Origin of the sequence: Mycolicibacterium komossense (assembly GCF_025822605.1) — a bacterium.
Lineage (GTDB): Bacteria > Actinomycetota > Actinomycetes > Mycobacteriales > Mycobacteriaceae > Mycobacterium > Mycobacterium komossense.
Window position 1 is genome coordinate 211,206 of sequence record NZ_JACKTY010000018.1, and the last position, 15,223, is coordinate 226,428.

Genomic DNA, 15,223 nt, shown 5'->3' on the forward strand with positions numbered 1-15,223 from the left:
TCTCTATCGCGGGGGTCTGGTCTAGGACCTTCTCGAGCGTGGCAGTCATAACGGACTCCTCATCGTGTGCGAGTGGTGGATTAGAGCGCGAGCTCGACGTCGCCGACTGGCGCGGACACACAGATCCGCACGTCTTCGCAGTCGGCCGTCGACATCGCGCCGGTGGTCATGTTGCGCACGACACCCTTGGTCTTCGGGCGGGTGCAGGTGTGGCAGATACCCATTCGGCATCCGTTCTCAGGGGTGAGGCCGGCGGCCTCGGCTTGCTCCAGCAGCGAGCGGCCATCGTCGACGATGTCGATACCACTGTCGCTGAACGTGACTCGGCCGCCCGACGGGGTGTCGGGGACGACAAATACCGGCGGCACGAAGCTTTCCGATTGCGCCGCCGGGCACAGCTGGCGGACCGCGTCGACAAGCGCGGGCGGCCCGCAGACGAAGACAGCATCCGGCGTGTCCACACCGGCCAGGTGCGCCGGCCCGAAGTGGCCCGTGATGTCGCCGCCGGTCGATCTGGTATAGCCGTGCCGGACGGTGACCTCCGGCATCGCAGCCAGTTCCTCGCGGTAACACGCTTCGGCCGCCGAACGGGCGTAGTGCAGGAAGGTGATCTCACCGGCGAAACGTTCGGCCCGCAGCGTGCGAAGCATCGACATGACCGGGGTGATCCCGCTGCCGCCGGAGACCATGAGAATCCGTTGCGGCCGCTGCGCGGGTAGGACGAAGTCGCCGCCGACACTGTCCAGACCGATCACCATGCCGGGCCGGGCGTGCTCGTAGAGGTAGGTCGAGACGACCCCGCCGTCGTGTCGGCCGATCGTCAGCTCCAGAACGGACTGGCCTTCGGCGCTGGCCGGCGAGTAACAGCGGGTGTGGCGACGGCCGTTGATCTCGACGACGACGATGACGTGCTGGCCGGCCTGGAAGCCCGGGAAGGCCGCGTTGGGTTCCAGCGTCAGGGTGACGCTGCGTGGCGTCGCGCGACTGACGGCGAGCACGCGAGCCCTGGGCGTTCCCAGCGTCCAGGTCGGCTCGACGAGTTCGGTGTACCGGTCCACCCCGTGGGGGCCGGTGAGCAGATCTACCAGGGACGATCCCAGGACCCTCCCCACCAGGCGAGGCACCAGAGTTTGAGTGAACATGTGTATACCGTTTTACAGATACCCCCTGATCGTCAAGGGTTTCGCCAGGTCTGTGGTACGTTTCACACAGTGAACAGTCGTACGCCCAGTTCACGGTCGAGCCATCGGTCGAGCCGGTCTGGCCACTCGTCACACGAGAGGTCCCGCGACCAGCCCCGCGAGGGCGGCTCCCGGGAAGAACGCAAAGAAGCCACTCGGCGCGCCATCATCGCGGCGGCACTCAAGCTGCTGGATGACCGCAGTTTCGGCGGCCTGAGCCTGCGGGAGGTCACCCGCGAGGCCGGTATCGTCCCCGGCGCCTTCTACCGCCATTTCGAGTCGATGGAAGCACTCGGGCTCGTCCTCATCGACGAGTCGTTTCACGCTTTGCGCGACATGTTGCGCGGGGCGCGCGCAGGCAAGCTCGACCCCACCCGGGTCATCGAGTCATCGGTGGAGATCCTGGTCGCCAGCGTCGACGAGCAGCGCGAGCACTGGCTGTTCATCGGGCGCGAGCGCAACAGCGGGGTCAGCGTGCTGCGCTACGCGATCCGCACCGAGATCCGCCTGATCACCTCGGAACTGGCCACCGACCTGGCGCGTTTTCCCGGTTTGAACACCTGGAGCACCGAGGATCTGAACATCCTGGCCAGCCTGTTCGTGAACGCGATGATCTCCATCGCCGAGGCCATCGAGGATGCCCAGAATTCGACGGCGCTCGAGGAGATCAAGCGGGTAGCGATCAAACAGCTCCGAATGATCACCGTCGGCGTGACGGGCTGGCGCAGCACCCTCTAGGCGAACTCGCACCGCGCCTCGGACGAAATCTTTTGCCGCATAGCCACTTCCACGCCGGCGATAGCGCCCCGCGAAGGTTCTATTCCTGCCCCTTGACCAGATGTAGCAGGCGCCGCGGCTCACCCTGACTGGCCGCCAACGCGGCGTCGACGGTGATCGCCGCAGGCAAGCCGCCCCCGGGATCACAGATCCGCAGCACACGGGAAACCGCGGCACTGGGGACCATCGACCACCGCACCCCGGCTTTCGCGCATCGCACATTCAGCATATGCAGCGTCGAAAAGCCTTCGGTGCCAAAGAATGCGACGCCACTGAGGTCGAGGACAAGGTAATGGCTCTCCACCGCGACCCGCAATGTGTAGTCACCGAGTTTGGCGGCGTTTGCGGCATCCACCTCACCCTCGGCACGAATAACCGCCGAATCAGCAGCCGGCCAACGGGTGGCAAAACGCGCGTTCGGACCCTCCCACGACGAGGGAGGTAAGGACGACGATCCGCCCTGAGTGACCTCAACAACAGACATGTGGCTCCATCAGTCGCAAATTCGTACTGTGGATCACGTCAATGCCCTGCCTCTAGGTCCGCAAACGACGGAACCCTTCGGGACCAAAGTGACGCTTCCGGGCGGCTGCGAACTCAACCTCGGGTCACCGTATCCCGCGCCGCATTCCGGCGTCACTTCATTACACCGTTCTCATCGTCGGATTTCGAGGTCGGCCCGGCTGCCGACAGACGCCGCCGCTGCGTCGTCGCGGGATCGTCTGAAGCGTTAAACACAGTGCTCCTGGCGGTTTAGGTGGCGTGCGGTGACTGGTGGACTATCAGATCGGCGAGGGATTCCCACCGCGGCGATCGTTCAATCTATTTCTCAGAGAAACCTCAGAATCCAGTGCTGGTCGTTTGGCGCCGGGCCCGCCTGGGTATTGCCCGGCCGTGAGTCGATCGACAGTGGATGAGAGCGGGCTCGATCGGCGTCCGGGCGGCGCCGACGACGCCACAGTCGAGGCCGTGGGCAAACTGTCCGAAGCCGTGGAAACGGTCGAGCGCGCTCGCGGCGCGCTGTATACGTTTCACCAGCTGATGGGGCATGCCGACCTACAACTGGGCGAGGCCGCCGACCTGCTGCGCGCGGCCGGGCACCGCGGCTTCGCCGAGACGCTGACGAACGAACTCGTCGGGCGCAACGTGATATCGGGCCGGTGGACCTTTCAGGTCGTCGAGGAATTCGACGACGACTACTGGTCAGTGGTACGCGCTCACGAGAGGTCCGTCCGAGACGCCCTGATGGCCGGTGTCCGCCACGTCTACGAAGCGGAGATGAAGGCGGCGCGACGCACACCGGGCCAACCAGGCCATGAGGCCACCCCGGCAGACGGTCGGAATTGACGTCACAGTCAGTTTTGGGCGTGCGCTGCGCGGGTACCCGTGCACCCAATCGATGCCGAGGAGGCGACATGGCGAACACCACAGACCCCGGCTTCGCGCCGATCGACGATGGCGGGTCCGGCCCGGATGCCGTGGCACCCCGCACCGATTTCGCAGACCCGAGCACTCCGCCCTTCGGCGACCCTGACCAGCGTCTTTACGGAGGTGGCTGGCACAGTTCACCGCCGCCGATCGCGCCGGTAACGGCTGCTGACTCGCCTTATGAGGGGCGCCATCGCGCTCTCGAGTAGGCCAGCGGAATGACCGCCCGGCGTCGTGCGGCCTGCCCGAGCAGTGGCTAGGTTGTTTCCACCGCCCCTCCACCGAGATTCGTAGCGGTCGAGGTTTCATCCGATTGAAAGAATGTGCACATGACACCCCGGCGTAAGCGATCGACGACGTGACCAAAGCCATTCCCGCCGCGACAGCAGAGGTGTGGCCAGGTAAGGCCTATCCGCTCGGTGCTACCTACGACGGTTCGGGTACCAACTTCGCCGTCTTCAGCGAAGTCGCCGAACGCGTCGAGCTGTGTCTTTTCGATGCCGACGGTGAAGAGACCCGGGTGACGCTGCCCGAGGTCGACGGTTTCGTCTGGCACGGATTCCTGCCGAATGTGGAGTCCGGCCAGCGCTACGGCTACCGCGTGCACGGGCCGTACGATCCGAGTTCCGGACAGCGGTGCAATCCCAACAAGCTGCTGCTGGACCCGTATTCGAAGGCCATCGACGGCACCTTCCAGTGGGACCAGTCGCTGTTCAGCTACAACTTCGGAGACCCCGACAGCCGCAACGACGACGATTCTGCCGCCAGCATGCCCAAATCGGTGGTGATCAACCCCTACTTCGACTGGGGCGTCGATCGACCACCGCAACGGGAGTATGCCGATTCGATCATCTACGAAGCCCACGTCAAGGGACTGACGGAGACCCACCCGGACATTCCGGAGCAGAGTCGCGGCACCTACGCGGGCATCGCCCACCCGGCGATCATCGACCATCTGAAGACGGTCGGCGCCACGGCCATCGAATTGATGCCGGTGCACCACTTCGCGAATGACTCGACCCTCATCGACAAGGGGTTGTCGAACTACTGGGGCTACAACACCATCGGGTTCTTCGCGCCCGACGCCAAATACTCGACGAGCAGTGCGACGCCGGGTAATCAGGTGCAGGAATTCAAGGCGATGGTCCGGGCCCTACATGAAGCCGGTATAGAGGTCATCCTCGACGTGGTCTACAACCACACCGCCGAGGGCAATCACATGGGCCCGACGCTGTCGATGCGCGGTATCGACAACGCGGCCTATTACCGGCTCGTGGATGACGACAAGCGCTACTACATGGACTACACCGGCACCGGGAACAGCCTCAATGTCGGGCATCCGCATTCGTTGCAACTGATCATGGACTCGCTGCGGTACTGGGTCACCGAGATGCACGTCGACGGCTTCCGCTTCGACCTCGCCTCCACGCTCGCCCGCGAGTTCTACGACGTCGACAGACTGTCCACTTTCTTCGAACTCGTCCAGCAGGATCCGACGGTCAGCCAGGTCAAACTGATCGCCGAACCGTGGGACGTCGGTCCAGGTGGGTATCAAGTCGGCAACTTCCCGCCGCAATGGACCGAGTGGAACGGAAAGTACCGCGACACCGTCCGCGATTTCTGGCGCGGTGAAGATGCCAGCCTCGGCGAGTTCGCCTCCCGCCTGACCGGATCTGCCGATCTGTACGAGCACACCGGCCGCCGGCCGGTCGCATCGATCAACTTCGTCACCGCACACGATGGATTCACGTTGCGGGATCTGGTGTCCTACAACGAGAAACACAACGAAGCCAACGGCGAAGGTAACAACGACGGCGAATCCAACAACCAGTCCTGGAACTGCGGGGTGGAGGGGCCGACCGACGACCCGCAGATCAATGCGTTGCGGGCGCGCCAACAGCGGAACTTCATCACCACCACGCTGCTCTCGCAGGGCGTGCCGATGCTCTGTCACGGCGACGAGCTGGGACGCACCCAGGGCGGTAACAACAACGGTTACTGCCAGGACAACGAGATCACCTGGATCGACTGGGAGACCGCCGATACCGACCTGCTGGCGTTCACCCGGTCGGTGTCGTCGCTGCGCGCCAACCATCCGGTATTCCGCCGACGCCGTTTCTTCGACGGTCTCCCGGTCCGGATCCGCGGGTCCGAGCGGCTGCCCGATATCTCCTGGTTTGCTCCCGACGGCTCCGAAATGAGCGACGAGGACTGGGATTCCGGCTTCGGGAAGTCGGTGTCTGTGTACCTCAACGGTCAGGGCATTCCCGATCTGGATCAGCGCGGGCATCGGGTCACCGACGATTCGTTCGTGCTGTGCTTCAATGCCCACCACGAACCGATCGAATTCACCATGCCGCCCAGGGAATTCGGGCCGGCCTGGGTCACCGTGATCGACACCGCGGTCGGGTCGGGCGATTCCAGTGACGTCAAGCCCATCAACGCCGCAGATGCTGTCCAGGTCGAGGGGCGAGCGATGATCGTGCTGCAGGCGGTTCCCGAGGCCGAGTGACCTGTCCTGGTCACTTGGCCCCGCGCCCGCCGCCGAGCGGTGATAATCAGGGCGCGAGCGGGTGCCGTCGGAAGGTGGGTGGGCTGTGGTCTGGTTGTTACAACTTCCGGCCCCGATCACCGGCCTGCTCTGGGTCGCCATCGTCGTCGGGTTCTCGGTGGGCGGACTCGTGCTGTTCCGCAGAGCGGTGTCGCACACCCGACTTGAGCATGCGAGCGTGGTGTCGGGTCAGGTCTTCCAGCTTGCCGGGGTGCTGTATGCGGTCTTGGTCGCCTTCCTCGTCGTAGTGGTGTGGGAACAGTTCGGTACTGCCGAGGACGCCAGCGCCGCTGAAGCGAGTGCGATCGTCGATCTGCTTCGCCACTCGTCCGCATTACCTCCGGCGGCACGAGAAGGCGTGCAGCACAGCCTCATCGCCTATACCGAGGATGTAGTCAACGACGAGTTTCCCCGCATGCGCCGCGGCGAGAAGATCGAAGAGCAGTCCGACGAACTCACCACCCTGTGGAACAGCTACCTCAACGTCCAGCCGGAGTCCCGCAACGAGATCTCGTTCTTCGACGACGACATCGCCCGGCTGAACGTTCTCAGCGCCAACCGCAAGGTGCGGGTGGAAACCGGTGAGGCAGCCATCCCTGGCGAGCTCTGGGTACTACTGCTGGGCGGCGGCGCCATCGTGATGGCGTTCACGTTCCTGTTCAGCACCCGCGACCTGCTGGTCCACGCCATCGCGGTGGGGCTGACCGGCGCCCTGTTGGGGTTCATCATGTACCTCATCTTCGCGCTGGAGCATCCGTACGTCGGGGCGCTGTCGGTGCGGCCCGACGCCTACGTAAACGTGCTCGACATCTGGGAACAGCACAAACTGATCCACTGAGTAGACACTTTTGGTGATCTGCACACTGCTCGGCGATCATCGCCTAACCTTCTGCGAGTGACGCGTAACCCACATGCCGGCGAGCCGTTCACCAACTCGGATGCCGAGATCGCCGCCGCACTGGACGATGTCTCCATCCCCGCGTTGCTCCTGTCGTGCGTTCATATGAGTGGCGACCCCGCGCTGCTGGACGGCCCCCTCAAACCTGCGGGCATCTTCCTCAACGAAGTCCAGGGCTACATGTCCGAGGACGACAAGGCCGCCGCCCGCACGCTGGCGCTGGGCATCATCCGCGACTACCGCGACCGCGGCTGCCCGGAGCCTGCTCCGGTGGACGCCGCACAGCTGCAACGGATGATGAACTTTCTGGCCTGCGCCGAGGTGCCCGACGAGTACGTGCCGATGATGCTCGAGGAGATGGAGCTCGACGGACGAGATTCGCGCAACACCACGTTCGAGTCGGGGGCCGACGCCCGGGCCGACTTCCCGGTGATCGTCATCGGCTGTGGCCAGTCCGGACTTCTGGCCGCAATTCGCCTGCAACAGGCCGGAATACCCTTCACTGTGCTGGAGAAGAACGCCGGCGTTGGCGGAACCTGTTGGGAGAACAGCTATCCGGGTGCCCGGGTGGACGTCGGTAACCACTTCTATTGCTACAGTTTCGAACCCGACGACCACTGGACAGAGTTCTTTGCCCAGCAGCCCGAACTGCAGTCCTATTTCCAGGGCGTGATGGAACGCCACGGCATCACCGAACACGTCCGGTTCAACACCCGCGTGCAGAGTGCGACCTGGGATGAGAGCAGCGCGACCTGGTCGGTGGCTGTGACCAACCCCGACGGGACGCGGGGAAACCTGATCGCCCGCGCCGTCATCAGCGCGGTCGGGCAGCTCAACACCCCGTTCGTCCCAACCTTGGCTGGCGCCGAAACCTTTGCAGGACAAGCATTTCACACCGCCCGCTGGGATCACGACGTCGACCTGACGGGCAAAGACGTCGTGATGGTGGGCGCCGGCGCTACCGGATTCCAGGTGGCACCGGCGATCGCCGAGCAGGTCGGCAGCCTGACCGTCTTCCAGCGCACCGCACAGTGGATGTTCCCAAACCCCAACTACCACAGCGCCGTCGGACCGGGAGTGCAGTGGGCGCTGCGGCACCTGCCCTTCTACGGGCGCTGGTACCGGTTCCTGATCTTCTGGCCGGGTTGTGACAGCGGACTGGCCGCGGCGAAGGTCGATCCCGACTTCCCCGATCAACAGCGCGCAGTCAGCGAGATGAACGACCTGGCCAGAATGATGTTCACCGAATGGATTTCGAGCCAGGTGGACGGAGATCCCGAGCTGCTGGCGAAGGTGATCCCCGACTATCCGGCCACCGGTAAGCGCACCCTGCAGGACAACGGCAGCTGGCTGCGCACGCTGACCCGGGGCAATGTCGAGTTGGTTCGTACCCCGATCGACCACGTCGAAGCCGACGTGGTGGTCGACGCCGACGGCACCCGTTATCCGGCCGACGTTCTGGTCTACGCGACCGGCTTCCGCGCTAACGACCTGCTGTCCTCGGTTAAAGTGTTCGGCCGCAATGGAATCGAGCTGCAGGATCGCTGGGGGCGACGGCCGGCGGCATACCTGGGTATCACGGTGCCCGGCTTCCCCAATTTCTTCTGCCTCTACGGGCCCGGCACGAACCTGGCCAGCGGCGGCAGCCTGATCTTCCACTCGGAATGCGAGGTGCGCTACATCATGGGTTGCCTCGACCTGCTGATCGCTGCCGACAAGCGCGGGATGGAGCCGCGGCAGGACCGATACGACGACTGGTATGAGCGATGCCAGGCCGAACTGAAAACTCTGGTCTGGTCACAGCCCACCATCAAGCACAGCTTCTACAAGAACGAGGACGGGCTGGTGCACGGGCTGAGTCCGTGGCGTCTCGTCGATTACTGGACGTGGACCCGCAGTCCGAACCCCGACGATTTCGTGATGAACTGAGAAACATGCGCACCGTTGTGATCGACAGCCCAGGCCAGATCCGGGTCGAGAACCGTCCGGATCCGTCGCTGCCGGGACCGGACGGCGCGATCATCGCCGTCACGACCACTGCGATCTGCGGTTCGGATCTGCATTTCTACGAGGGCGATTACCCGCTGTTCGAGCCGGTGCCGCTCGGTCATGAGGCCGTCGGCACCGTCGTCGAGATCGGTCCGGACGTCCGCACCGTCACCGTCGGCGACCTGGTGTTGGTGTCCTCGGTGGCCGGCTGCGGCACCTGCATCGGCTGCGCCACCCACGATCCGATCCAATGCCTGTCGGGGCCGAAGATCTTCGGTTCCGGCGCGCTCGCCGGCGCGCAGTCTGATCTGCTCGCCGTACCCGCTGCCGACTTTCAGCTGTTGCGCGTCCCGGACGGTATCGACACCGAAGAGGCGCTGCTGCTCACCGACAACCTCGCGACCGGTTGGGCCGGCGCGCAGCGTGCCGACATTCCGCCGGGCGGCACCGTTGTGGTGTACGGCCTCGGAGCGGTCGGGCTCTGCGCGCTGCGCAGTGCGATCGCCCAGGGTGCGGGCACGGTGTTCGCCGTCGATCCGGTCGAAGGCCGACGGCAGCGCGCCGCGGCGGCCGGCGCGACCGCGCTGGATCCATCCGCTGTCGAGGCGGCGGTGGCCGAGGCCACCGCCGGGCGAGGTGCGGCTGCGGTGATCGATGCGGTCGGCAACGACACCACCATGACTGCGGCGCTGACCTGCGTGCGCCCAGGCGGGACGGTCTCTGTGATCGGGGTGCACGATCTGAACCCGTTCCCGTTTCCGGCATTGATGAGCCTGGTCCGCAGTGTCACGCTGCGGATGACCACAGCACCGGTGCAGCAGACCTGGCCCGAACTGATCCCGCTGATCCAGGCCGGTCGCCTCGACACCAGCGGCATCTTCACCCACTCGATGTCACTGGACGACGCACCGGCAGCCTATGCGGCGGTGGCTGCCAGGTCGGCGGATTGCGTGAAGATCGCGCTGACGCCCTAGATCGATTCACGAATGCTGTTACTAGGCAGTGATATTCATCCAGCCGGACCGTCATCGAACCTACCCTGCGGCGCCGTCGGGCTGGTAAACGGTGCCACCGACCAGTTCGACAGTTCGGGAGGCCCCAGAATGCGGTGCCGGGTCTGGCCGGCGGTATAGAACGTGAATTTGGTTGCGTCGTAGCACTGCTCAAAGCAGTCAAAGGCACTGCCGTCGCCGTCGAAGCTCACACCGCGGACCCGAACGACCCTATCTCGATCGCTCAGCGTCAGCTGTTCGGTTTCCCACCGGCTAGGCGTGTCGACCTCGAACGCCTGCTCGGTATAGACGTCGGTGAAGCCGTACTGCTCCTCCAGGAATCGATACAAAGACTCACCCCTGGCAAGGCGATCCTGATCGATAGCGGGCACGCGACTCAATGGCAGGACGGCGCGCTCGAGGATCTGGTCGGTCCCGTCGATGCTGCGTTTGCGCCAGATCTCCCACACGGGTTGCCCCGGTTCGACACTGAGTGCAGTGGCAATCGTTTTGCTGGGCATTCCAACGCTGACGCCGATCAATGACGTCGTCAGCGGGGGGATGGTTCCGTCGTCTATCAACGTGTGCAGTAGTTCACCAGGGCGAGTGGGATCGCTGGCGATCCGCGGCTTTGCTACGAAGGTGCCTATCCCCTGATGCCTGATGATTTTGCCGGCCCGCTCGAGTTCGTCCAGCGCGCGGCGCACCGAAATCGCGCTAACCTCGGCAATCTCAGCGAGTTCCATGGTCGACGGGAGCCGATCACCCGGTGACAGGCCGCGGTCGGCGACGATATCCAGAACGAGGTCGTACACCTGCTGGTAACGCAGTTTTCGGCCCGACAGTGGTGCCCCACCCTCCACTGCTGGCATATCTCTCCATCGCATCGTCGGCGACCGACTCTCTACATACTAACTATCAGCATTTGTGTAGATGCCGGTACGCCAGACGGCGTGGTCAGCGCGTCGGAAATGAAAAGTATCCGCAACATTCCCGAAACAGTGGGCCAATACGCTCCACTCATCTTACTGTGTATACAGACTATAAAGAGAGGTTGATTGCGGCGCATCCCTAGTCGTGTTCGTTACGGGCGGCTCGGCCAGGCTCGTGACACGAGCGATGACCCGATATCGCTCGATATCCCCCCGCCGGTCGAAAGCGGTTATCCGGCTACGTAATTCACGCGCTATCCGCTCTCGCAGTCAACGGCGACCAAACCGATCCTCAGACAGAGCATTCGCTCGAAAACGAGCTAGACGATGGGAGATTCATCATGCCGACAACACCACCAACCGAAAACCAGCGTCCCGCGGGCCTCAAGTCCGGGGCGTTACGAGCCGGCGACGTGGTGGTGATGGCGCTGGCAAGTTCGGGTCCGACACAAAGCGTGGCGGTGACACTCGCCGCAATCCTGGCCACCGTCGCCTACGCCGGTTTCCTGCCGATTCTGATCTGTTTCGTACCCATGCTGGGTATCGCACTGGGCTATCAGCGCCTGCACGCATGGCAGCCCAGCGCGGGCGCGACATACTCCTGGGTGGGTCGAGTGCTCAGCCCACACGCGGGATTCTTTGCCGGCTGGATCATGCTGCTGTACTACACCGTCGGCACCACGAGCCTGACCATCCCACTGGGCAGCTACCTGCTGAGCTTCTTCTCCGACGACGCGGCCAATGATTCCACCGCGGTGGCAGCGGTCGGGACCGCCTTCAACCTCATCGTGTTGGTCGTCGCGGCGCTCGGTGCGCAGTTGTCGGCCCGATTCCAGTGGATGTGGGCGGTGTTCGAGTACGCACTCGTCCTCGGATTCGCGATTGCCGCGGTCGTGTACATCGCCCAGGGCCATGACGGTGTCGTCACCGTCGACTCGTCGTGGTTCACCGTCAGCGGAGCCGGTGGTTTCAAGTCGTTGATCTCCGGCGTGCTGCTGGCCATCTTCCTCTATTCCGGTTGGGACACAGCGGCTTACGTGGGCGAGGAATCGTCAGGTCGGAAAGCCGGTCGCGCAGCGGTCACCAGCGTGATCCTGCTCTTCGTCATCTACTCGGTGACAGTTCTTGCCTTCCAGGGCATCGCGCCCCTGCAGGAGATGCAAGACCACGCCGCCAACATCCTCGCGTTCGTCGGTGAGCGCATCGGCGGAGGCTTCTGGAAGCAGGTGATGATCGTCGCTGTCCTGGGCGGAACACTGGCATCACTGTTGGCCGCGATCGTCAGCTCGTCACGGATCGGGTTTGCAATGGGTCGTGATCGCGTCATTCCCGCGTGGTTCGGCGGCGTCAGCCCGCGCTACCGCACACCATGGAATGCGACCATCGTCTTCGGGCTGCTCAACGTCGTCTTCTTGTGGGGCTCGACCTTGATCGACTCGGTTGGCGCAGCGCTCGCCGATATCGTCAGCACCCTGGGACTGATGGCCGCGATTTTTTATCTGCTTACCGCCAGCACCGCGATCTGGTGCTACCGCCGCCGGATCACCGCCAGCATTTCTGATTTCGTGATCGGTGGACTGATGCCGGGGTTGGGGGCGGCTTTCATGGCCTTCGTGATCATCTACTCGCTGGCTTCGGGATCGCTCAACGGCGTCGAGATCGCGTTCGGCGTCGGACTGTCGTTGCTCGGACTCGTTCTCTCGGCGATCTCGTCTCGCGTTGGCCGCGCGCCCTATTACACCGACCCCCGCAGTAGCTACGGCGATCACATCGACGCCGAACTGGCAGCTCAGTAAGCCTAGAGTCGCGGACCTTCGTCGACGACGTCGTAGAACGACTCACCGTCCTCCGGTGCCCCGTCGATCTGGCCGAGGTCGCGGCGCTCAGGGCGCGGAGCTTCGGCGATAACCGGGTCATCCACGGCGACGTCGGGCTCCTCATCGGAGAGTCGCTCGTCGAGGCTCTCGTGCTCCTCGACCTCGATCCACTCCTCGGGCGGATCGACGACGGTATCGCCGTCGTCGTTACGCACCTCGTCGGAATCCAGCGATTCGCTGGGGCTCAATGTGTTCTCGGGTCCTGGATCGTCATAGTCAGGCATTGCAACGATCTTGCCGCATCGGGTGGGTTGGTGAACATCGGGCCGCCCACCGCGGGTCATGATGAGTGGATGGTCGAACGGGATCGCGACGAATCCGGGCGGCCGCGCAACACGCGACCGCGTGACGCTCTGGGCCGGCCGCTTCCGAAAGGCAGCGACGGGGTGCCGCGCATCGCCGACGATCTGGAGTTGCCCGCGGCGCGGTCGCTCGCCTATGCCCAGAGCCTCCTGGACCGAGGCCTCGCGTTCACTGCGCACGAGGTACTCGAGGCGGCATGGAAGAACGGTCCGGTCATCGAGCGACCACTGTGGCAGGGGCTCGCTCAACTCGCCGTCGGTATCACCCACGTCCAGCGTGGCAACCTCGACGGTGCGATCACCCTGCTGCGGCGCGGATCCGAGCGCCTACGCGACGCGACCAGCCCCGCGCCCCACTCGGTGGACATCGACGGCCTGCTCGCCTGGGCGAGCGCGATGATCGAGAATCTGGCCGCAGGTTCCGACGTCGCATCGCCCCGCCTGAATCCGGCGTTGACTCTCGACCGACCAGCACCGGGCAGCCACCGCGTGTAACGTCGGCTCAGTTGGGTGTTGTCGCCGGTGAGGGACATGAACCAACCCGTATTGGGACCGCCCTGCGTGCGGGAGTCGGATGCCCAGAAGGGGCGTCCATGACGTATTGCATCGGCGTGATGCTCGACAACGGGATCATCTTCGCCTCGGATTCACGCACGAACGCCGGCATGGACAACTTCGCCAAGTTCTGCAAGATGACCGTCTTCGAACGCCCCGGCGACCGGGTGATCGTCCTGCTGAGTTCGGGGAATCTGGCCGGTACGCAGGCGGTCATCAGCGTGCTGACGCAGCGCTGCGCCGACGGCGACGCGGAGACGAACCTCTACGGCGCCCGCACGATGTTCGATGTGGCGCGGTTGGTGGCGGACGCGATGCGCGCCATCGAGGAGCGCGACGCCGGCCATCTGGAGGGCAACCGGGTCGGATTCAACGCCTCGTTCATCGTCGGCGGACAGCTCGACGGCGAGCCGATCCGGTTGTTCCGGATCTATGCCGAAGGCAATTTCATCGAAGCCAGCACCGACACGCCCTTCCTGCAGACGGGCGAGACCAAGTACGGCAAACCGATCCTCGACCGCGTGCTGACGCGACACACCCCGCTCGCCGATGCCACGAAATGCGTTCTGGTGTCTTTTGATTCGACCCTGCGCAGCAACCTCTCGGTCGGCATGCCGATCGATCTGATCTGTTACGAACGTGACAGCCTCGCCGTGCAGTACCGGCGACGGTTCGACCAGGGCGATCCCTATTTCACTGCCCTGAGCCATGATTGGGGCGAAGGAACGCGGCAGGTGTTCCGCGATCTGCCGGAATTGAGCTGGTGAACGGCCACCGTGACGGCAAAACCGCCCACCCCACCCGACCCGTCACCAGCCAGGAACCCTTCTGGGATACCGGAGAACTCGCCATGAAAATCAACGTCGGCTTCGAAATGGTCTTCGACTGCCCGCAGCCAACCCCGATGATCTTCAACCTCAATGTCCACTTCACGCGGGTCTCCGATGTCGTCGGCCGCGACGTCCTGCTGGTCGACCCGCCGGTGCCGATGGCCGCCTATCGCGACGACTTCGGCAACTGGTGCACGCGCATCGTTGCACCGGTGGGCCGGACTCGCATCTCCGCCGATGCCATCGTCAACGACAGTGGCCTACCCGATGCTCTCGTTCCCGGGGCGCACCAGCTTTCCGTACCGGATCTGCCCGAGAACACACTGCTCTTCCTGCTCGGCAGCCGCTACTGCGACACCGACCGGCTGTCACAGACGGCGTGGGATCTCTTCGGGCGGGCTCCGACGGGATGGGCTCGCGTGCAAGCAATCTGCGATTACGTCCATCAGCACATCACGTTCGACTATCAGCAGGCGGACAACACCAGGACAGCGCTGGAAGCGTTCAACGGACGCGTGGGGGTCTGTCGCGATTTCACCCATCTCGCCGTCGCGTTCTGCCGCTGCATGAACATCCCGGCCCGCTACTGCACTGGATATCTCGGCGATATCGGGATGCCGCCGCCGTACGGTCCGATGGATTTCGCGGCCTGGTTCGAGGTCTTCCTCGGCGGACGATGGCATACCTTCGACGCGCGCAACAACACGCCGCGGATCGGCCGGGTGCTGATCGCACGCGGCCGCGATGCCGCCGACGTCGCGCTGAGTAACACGTTCGGCCAGAACACCCTGAGCAGCTTCCGGGTCTGGACCGACGAGATACCTGCCGCTTGAGCCGACGGCGCAGAAGTCCGGCCGCCGCACGCAACATCGACGTTAAATGCGGCTTCTGAGGCTGCCCGCAGCGAGCAG

The 15,223-nt window shown here is 64.2% G+C and carries 15 protein-coding genes; 11 read left to right on the plus strand and 4 right to left on the minus strand.

Features of this window, described 5'->3' with window-relative positions; translation table 11 throughout:
- Positions 1–80: 80 nt before the first annotated feature.
- Positions 81–1,142, minus strand: coding sequence for a ferredoxin reductase (locus tag H7J73_RS07250; RefSeq protein ID WP_264066621.1), 1,062 nt, complete (start codon positions 1,140–1,142; stop codon positions 81–83).
- A 69-nt stretch (positions 1,143–1,211) separates the two neighbouring features.
- On the opposite strand from H7J73_RS07250, the gene H7J73_RS07255 reads away from it, so the two are divergent.
- Positions 1,212–1,919: a TetR family transcriptional regulator gene (locus H7J73_RS07255; RefSeq protein WP_264066622.1), complete on the plus strand. Its 708-nt coding sequence runs from the start codon at positions 1,212–1,214 to the stop codon at positions 1,917–1,919.
- A 79-nt stretch (positions 1,920–1,998) separates the two neighbouring features.
- Here the strand turns inward: H7J73_RS07255 and H7J73_RS07260 are convergent, their stop codons facing one another.
- On the minus strand, positions 1,999–2,442 hold the full coding sequence (locus H7J73_RS07260) for an STAS domain-containing protein (protein ID WP_264066623.1): 444 nt from the start codon (positions 2,440–2,442) through the stop codon (positions 1,999–2,001).
- 410 nt (positions 2,443–2,852) lie between these two features.
- Here H7J73_RS07260 and H7J73_RS07265 point away from each other — a divergent pair, with 410 nt between their 5' ends.
- From H7J73_RS07265 to H7J73_RS07290, 6 genes are all read left to right on the plus strand, one after another.
- The gene (locus tag H7J73_RS07265) at positions 2,853–3,305 is read left to right on the plus strand and encodes a hypothetical protein (protein WP_264066624.1); all 453 of its coding nucleotides are present in this window, start codon (positions 2,853–2,855) and stop codon (positions 3,303–3,305) included.
- Positions 3,306–3,373: 68 nt separating this feature from the next.
- Complete coding sequence (locus tag H7J73_RS07270; protein ID WP_264066625.1) at positions 3,374–3,595, plus strand: hypothetical protein; 222 nt, start codon at positions 3,374–3,376, stop codon at positions 3,593–3,595.
- 149 nt (positions 3,596–3,744) lie between these two features.
- Positions 3,745–5,898 carry a glycogen debranching protein GlgX gene (gene glgX / locus H7J73_RS07275; protein ID WP_264066626.1) on the plus strand — a complete coding sequence of 718 codons (2,154 nt, stop codon included), beginning with the start codon at positions 3,745–3,747 and terminating at the stop codon, positions 5,896–5,898.
- Positions 5,899–5,983: 85 nt separating this feature from the next.
- Positions 5,984–6,775 carry a bestrophin-like domain gene (locus H7J73_RS07280; protein ID WP_264066627.1) on the plus strand — a complete coding sequence of 264 codons (792 nt, stop codon included), beginning with the start codon at positions 5,984–5,986 and terminating at the stop codon, positions 6,773–6,775.
- A gap of 57 nt (positions 6,776–6,832) precedes the next feature.
- Positions 6,833–8,764, plus strand: coding sequence for a flavin-containing monooxygenase (locus H7J73_RS07285; protein WP_264066628.1), 1,932 nt, complete (start codon positions 6,833–6,835; stop codon positions 8,762–8,764).
- A 5-nt stretch (positions 8,765–8,769) separates the two neighbouring features.
- Positions 8,770–9,798, plus strand: a complete 1,029-nt coding sequence (locus H7J73_RS07290; protein WP_264066629.1) for a zinc-binding dehydrogenase — start codon at positions 8,770–8,772, stop codon at positions 9,796–9,798.
- Between the two features lie 35 nt (positions 9,799–9,833).
- Here H7J73_RS07290 and H7J73_RS07295 read toward each other — a convergent pair whose 3' ends face one another.
- Positions 9,834–10,688: a GntR family transcriptional regulator gene (locus H7J73_RS07295; protein WP_264066630.1), complete on the minus strand. Its 855-nt coding sequence runs from the start codon at positions 10,686–10,688 to the stop codon at positions 9,834–9,836.
- Positions 10,689–11,089: 401 nt separating this feature from the next.
- Between H7J73_RS07295 and H7J73_RS07300 the strand changes: the two genes are divergently transcribed.
- On the plus strand, positions 11,090–12,544 hold the full coding sequence (locus H7J73_RS07300; protein ID WP_264066631.1) for an APC family permease: 1,455 nt from the start codon (positions 11,090–11,092) through the stop codon (positions 12,542–12,544).
- A gap of 2 nt (positions 12,545–12,546) precedes the next feature.
- Here the strand turns inward: H7J73_RS07300 and H7J73_RS07305 are convergent, their stop codons facing one another.
- Entirely contained in the window at positions 12,547–12,849 is a 303-nt protein-coding gene (locus H7J73_RS07305; RefSeq protein WP_264066632.1) for a hypothetical protein, read from the minus strand.
- Positions 12,850–12,918: 69 nt separating this feature from the next.
- On the opposite strand from H7J73_RS07305, the gene H7J73_RS07310 reads away from it, so the two are divergent.
- The 3 genes from H7J73_RS07310 (at position 12,919) to H7J73_RS07320 (ending at position 15,145) form a co-directional block, all read left to right on the plus strand.
- Positions 12,919–13,422 carry a DUF309 domain-containing protein gene (locus tag H7J73_RS07310; RefSeq protein ID WP_264066633.1) on the plus strand — a complete coding sequence of 168 codons (504 nt, stop codon included), beginning with the start codon at positions 12,919–12,921 and terminating at the stop codon, positions 13,420–13,422.
- Positions 13,423–13,520: 98 nt separating this feature from the next.
- Complete coding sequence (locus H7J73_RS07315; RefSeq protein ID WP_264066634.1) at positions 13,521–14,249, plus strand: proteasome-type protease; 729 nt, start codon at positions 13,521–13,523, stop codon at positions 14,247–14,249.
- Complete coding sequence (locus H7J73_RS07320; RefSeq protein ID WP_264066635.1) at positions 14,246–15,145, plus strand: transglutaminase-like domain-containing protein; 900 nt, start codon at positions 14,246–14,248, stop codon at positions 15,143–15,145. The genes H7J73_RS07315 and H7J73_RS07320 overlap by 4 nt, the downstream gene beginning before the upstream one ends.
- Positions 15,146–15,223 lie beyond the last annotated feature (78 nt).

What these genes read in the sequence shown, in the direction of transcription:
- H7J73_RS07295 (WP_264066630.1), bottom strand. Translation starts at nt 10,688, where the DNA reads ATGCCAGCAGTGGAGGGTGGGGCACCACTGTCGGGCCGAAAACTGCGT.
- H7J73_RS07270 (WP_264066625.1), top strand. Translation starts at nt 3,374, where the DNA reads ATGGCGAACACCACAGACCCCGGCTTCGCGCCGATCGACGATGGCGGG.
- H7J73_RS07310 (WP_264066633.1), top strand. Translation starts at nt 12,919, where the DNA reads ATGGTCGAACGGGATCGCGACGAATCCGGGCGGCCGCGCAACACGCGA.
- H7J73_RS07250 (WP_264066621.1), bottom strand. Translation starts at nt 1,142, where the DNA reads ATGTTCACTCAAACTCTGGTGCCTCGCCTGGTGGGGAGGGTCCTGGGA.
- H7J73_RS07290 (WP_264066629.1), top strand. Translation starts at nt 8,770, where the DNA reads ATGCGCACCGTTGTGATCGACAGCCCAGGCCAGATCCGGGTCGAGAAC.
- H7J73_RS07260 (WP_264066623.1), bottom strand. Translation starts at nt 2,442, where the DNA reads ATGTCTGTTGTTGAGGTCACTCAGGGCGGATCGTCGTCCTTACCTCCC.
- H7J73_RS07305 (WP_264066632.1), bottom strand. Translation starts at nt 12,849, where the DNA reads ATGCCTGACTATGACGATCCAGGACCCGAGAACACATTGAGCCCCAGC.
- H7J73_RS07315 (WP_264066634.1), top strand. Translation starts at nt 13,521, where the DNA reads ATGACGTATTGCATCGGCGTGATGCTCGACAACGGGATCATCTTCGCC.
- H7J73_RS07300 (WP_264066631.1), top strand. Translation starts at nt 11,090, where the DNA reads ATGCCGACAACACCACCAACCGAAAACCAGCGTCCCGCGGGCCTCAAG.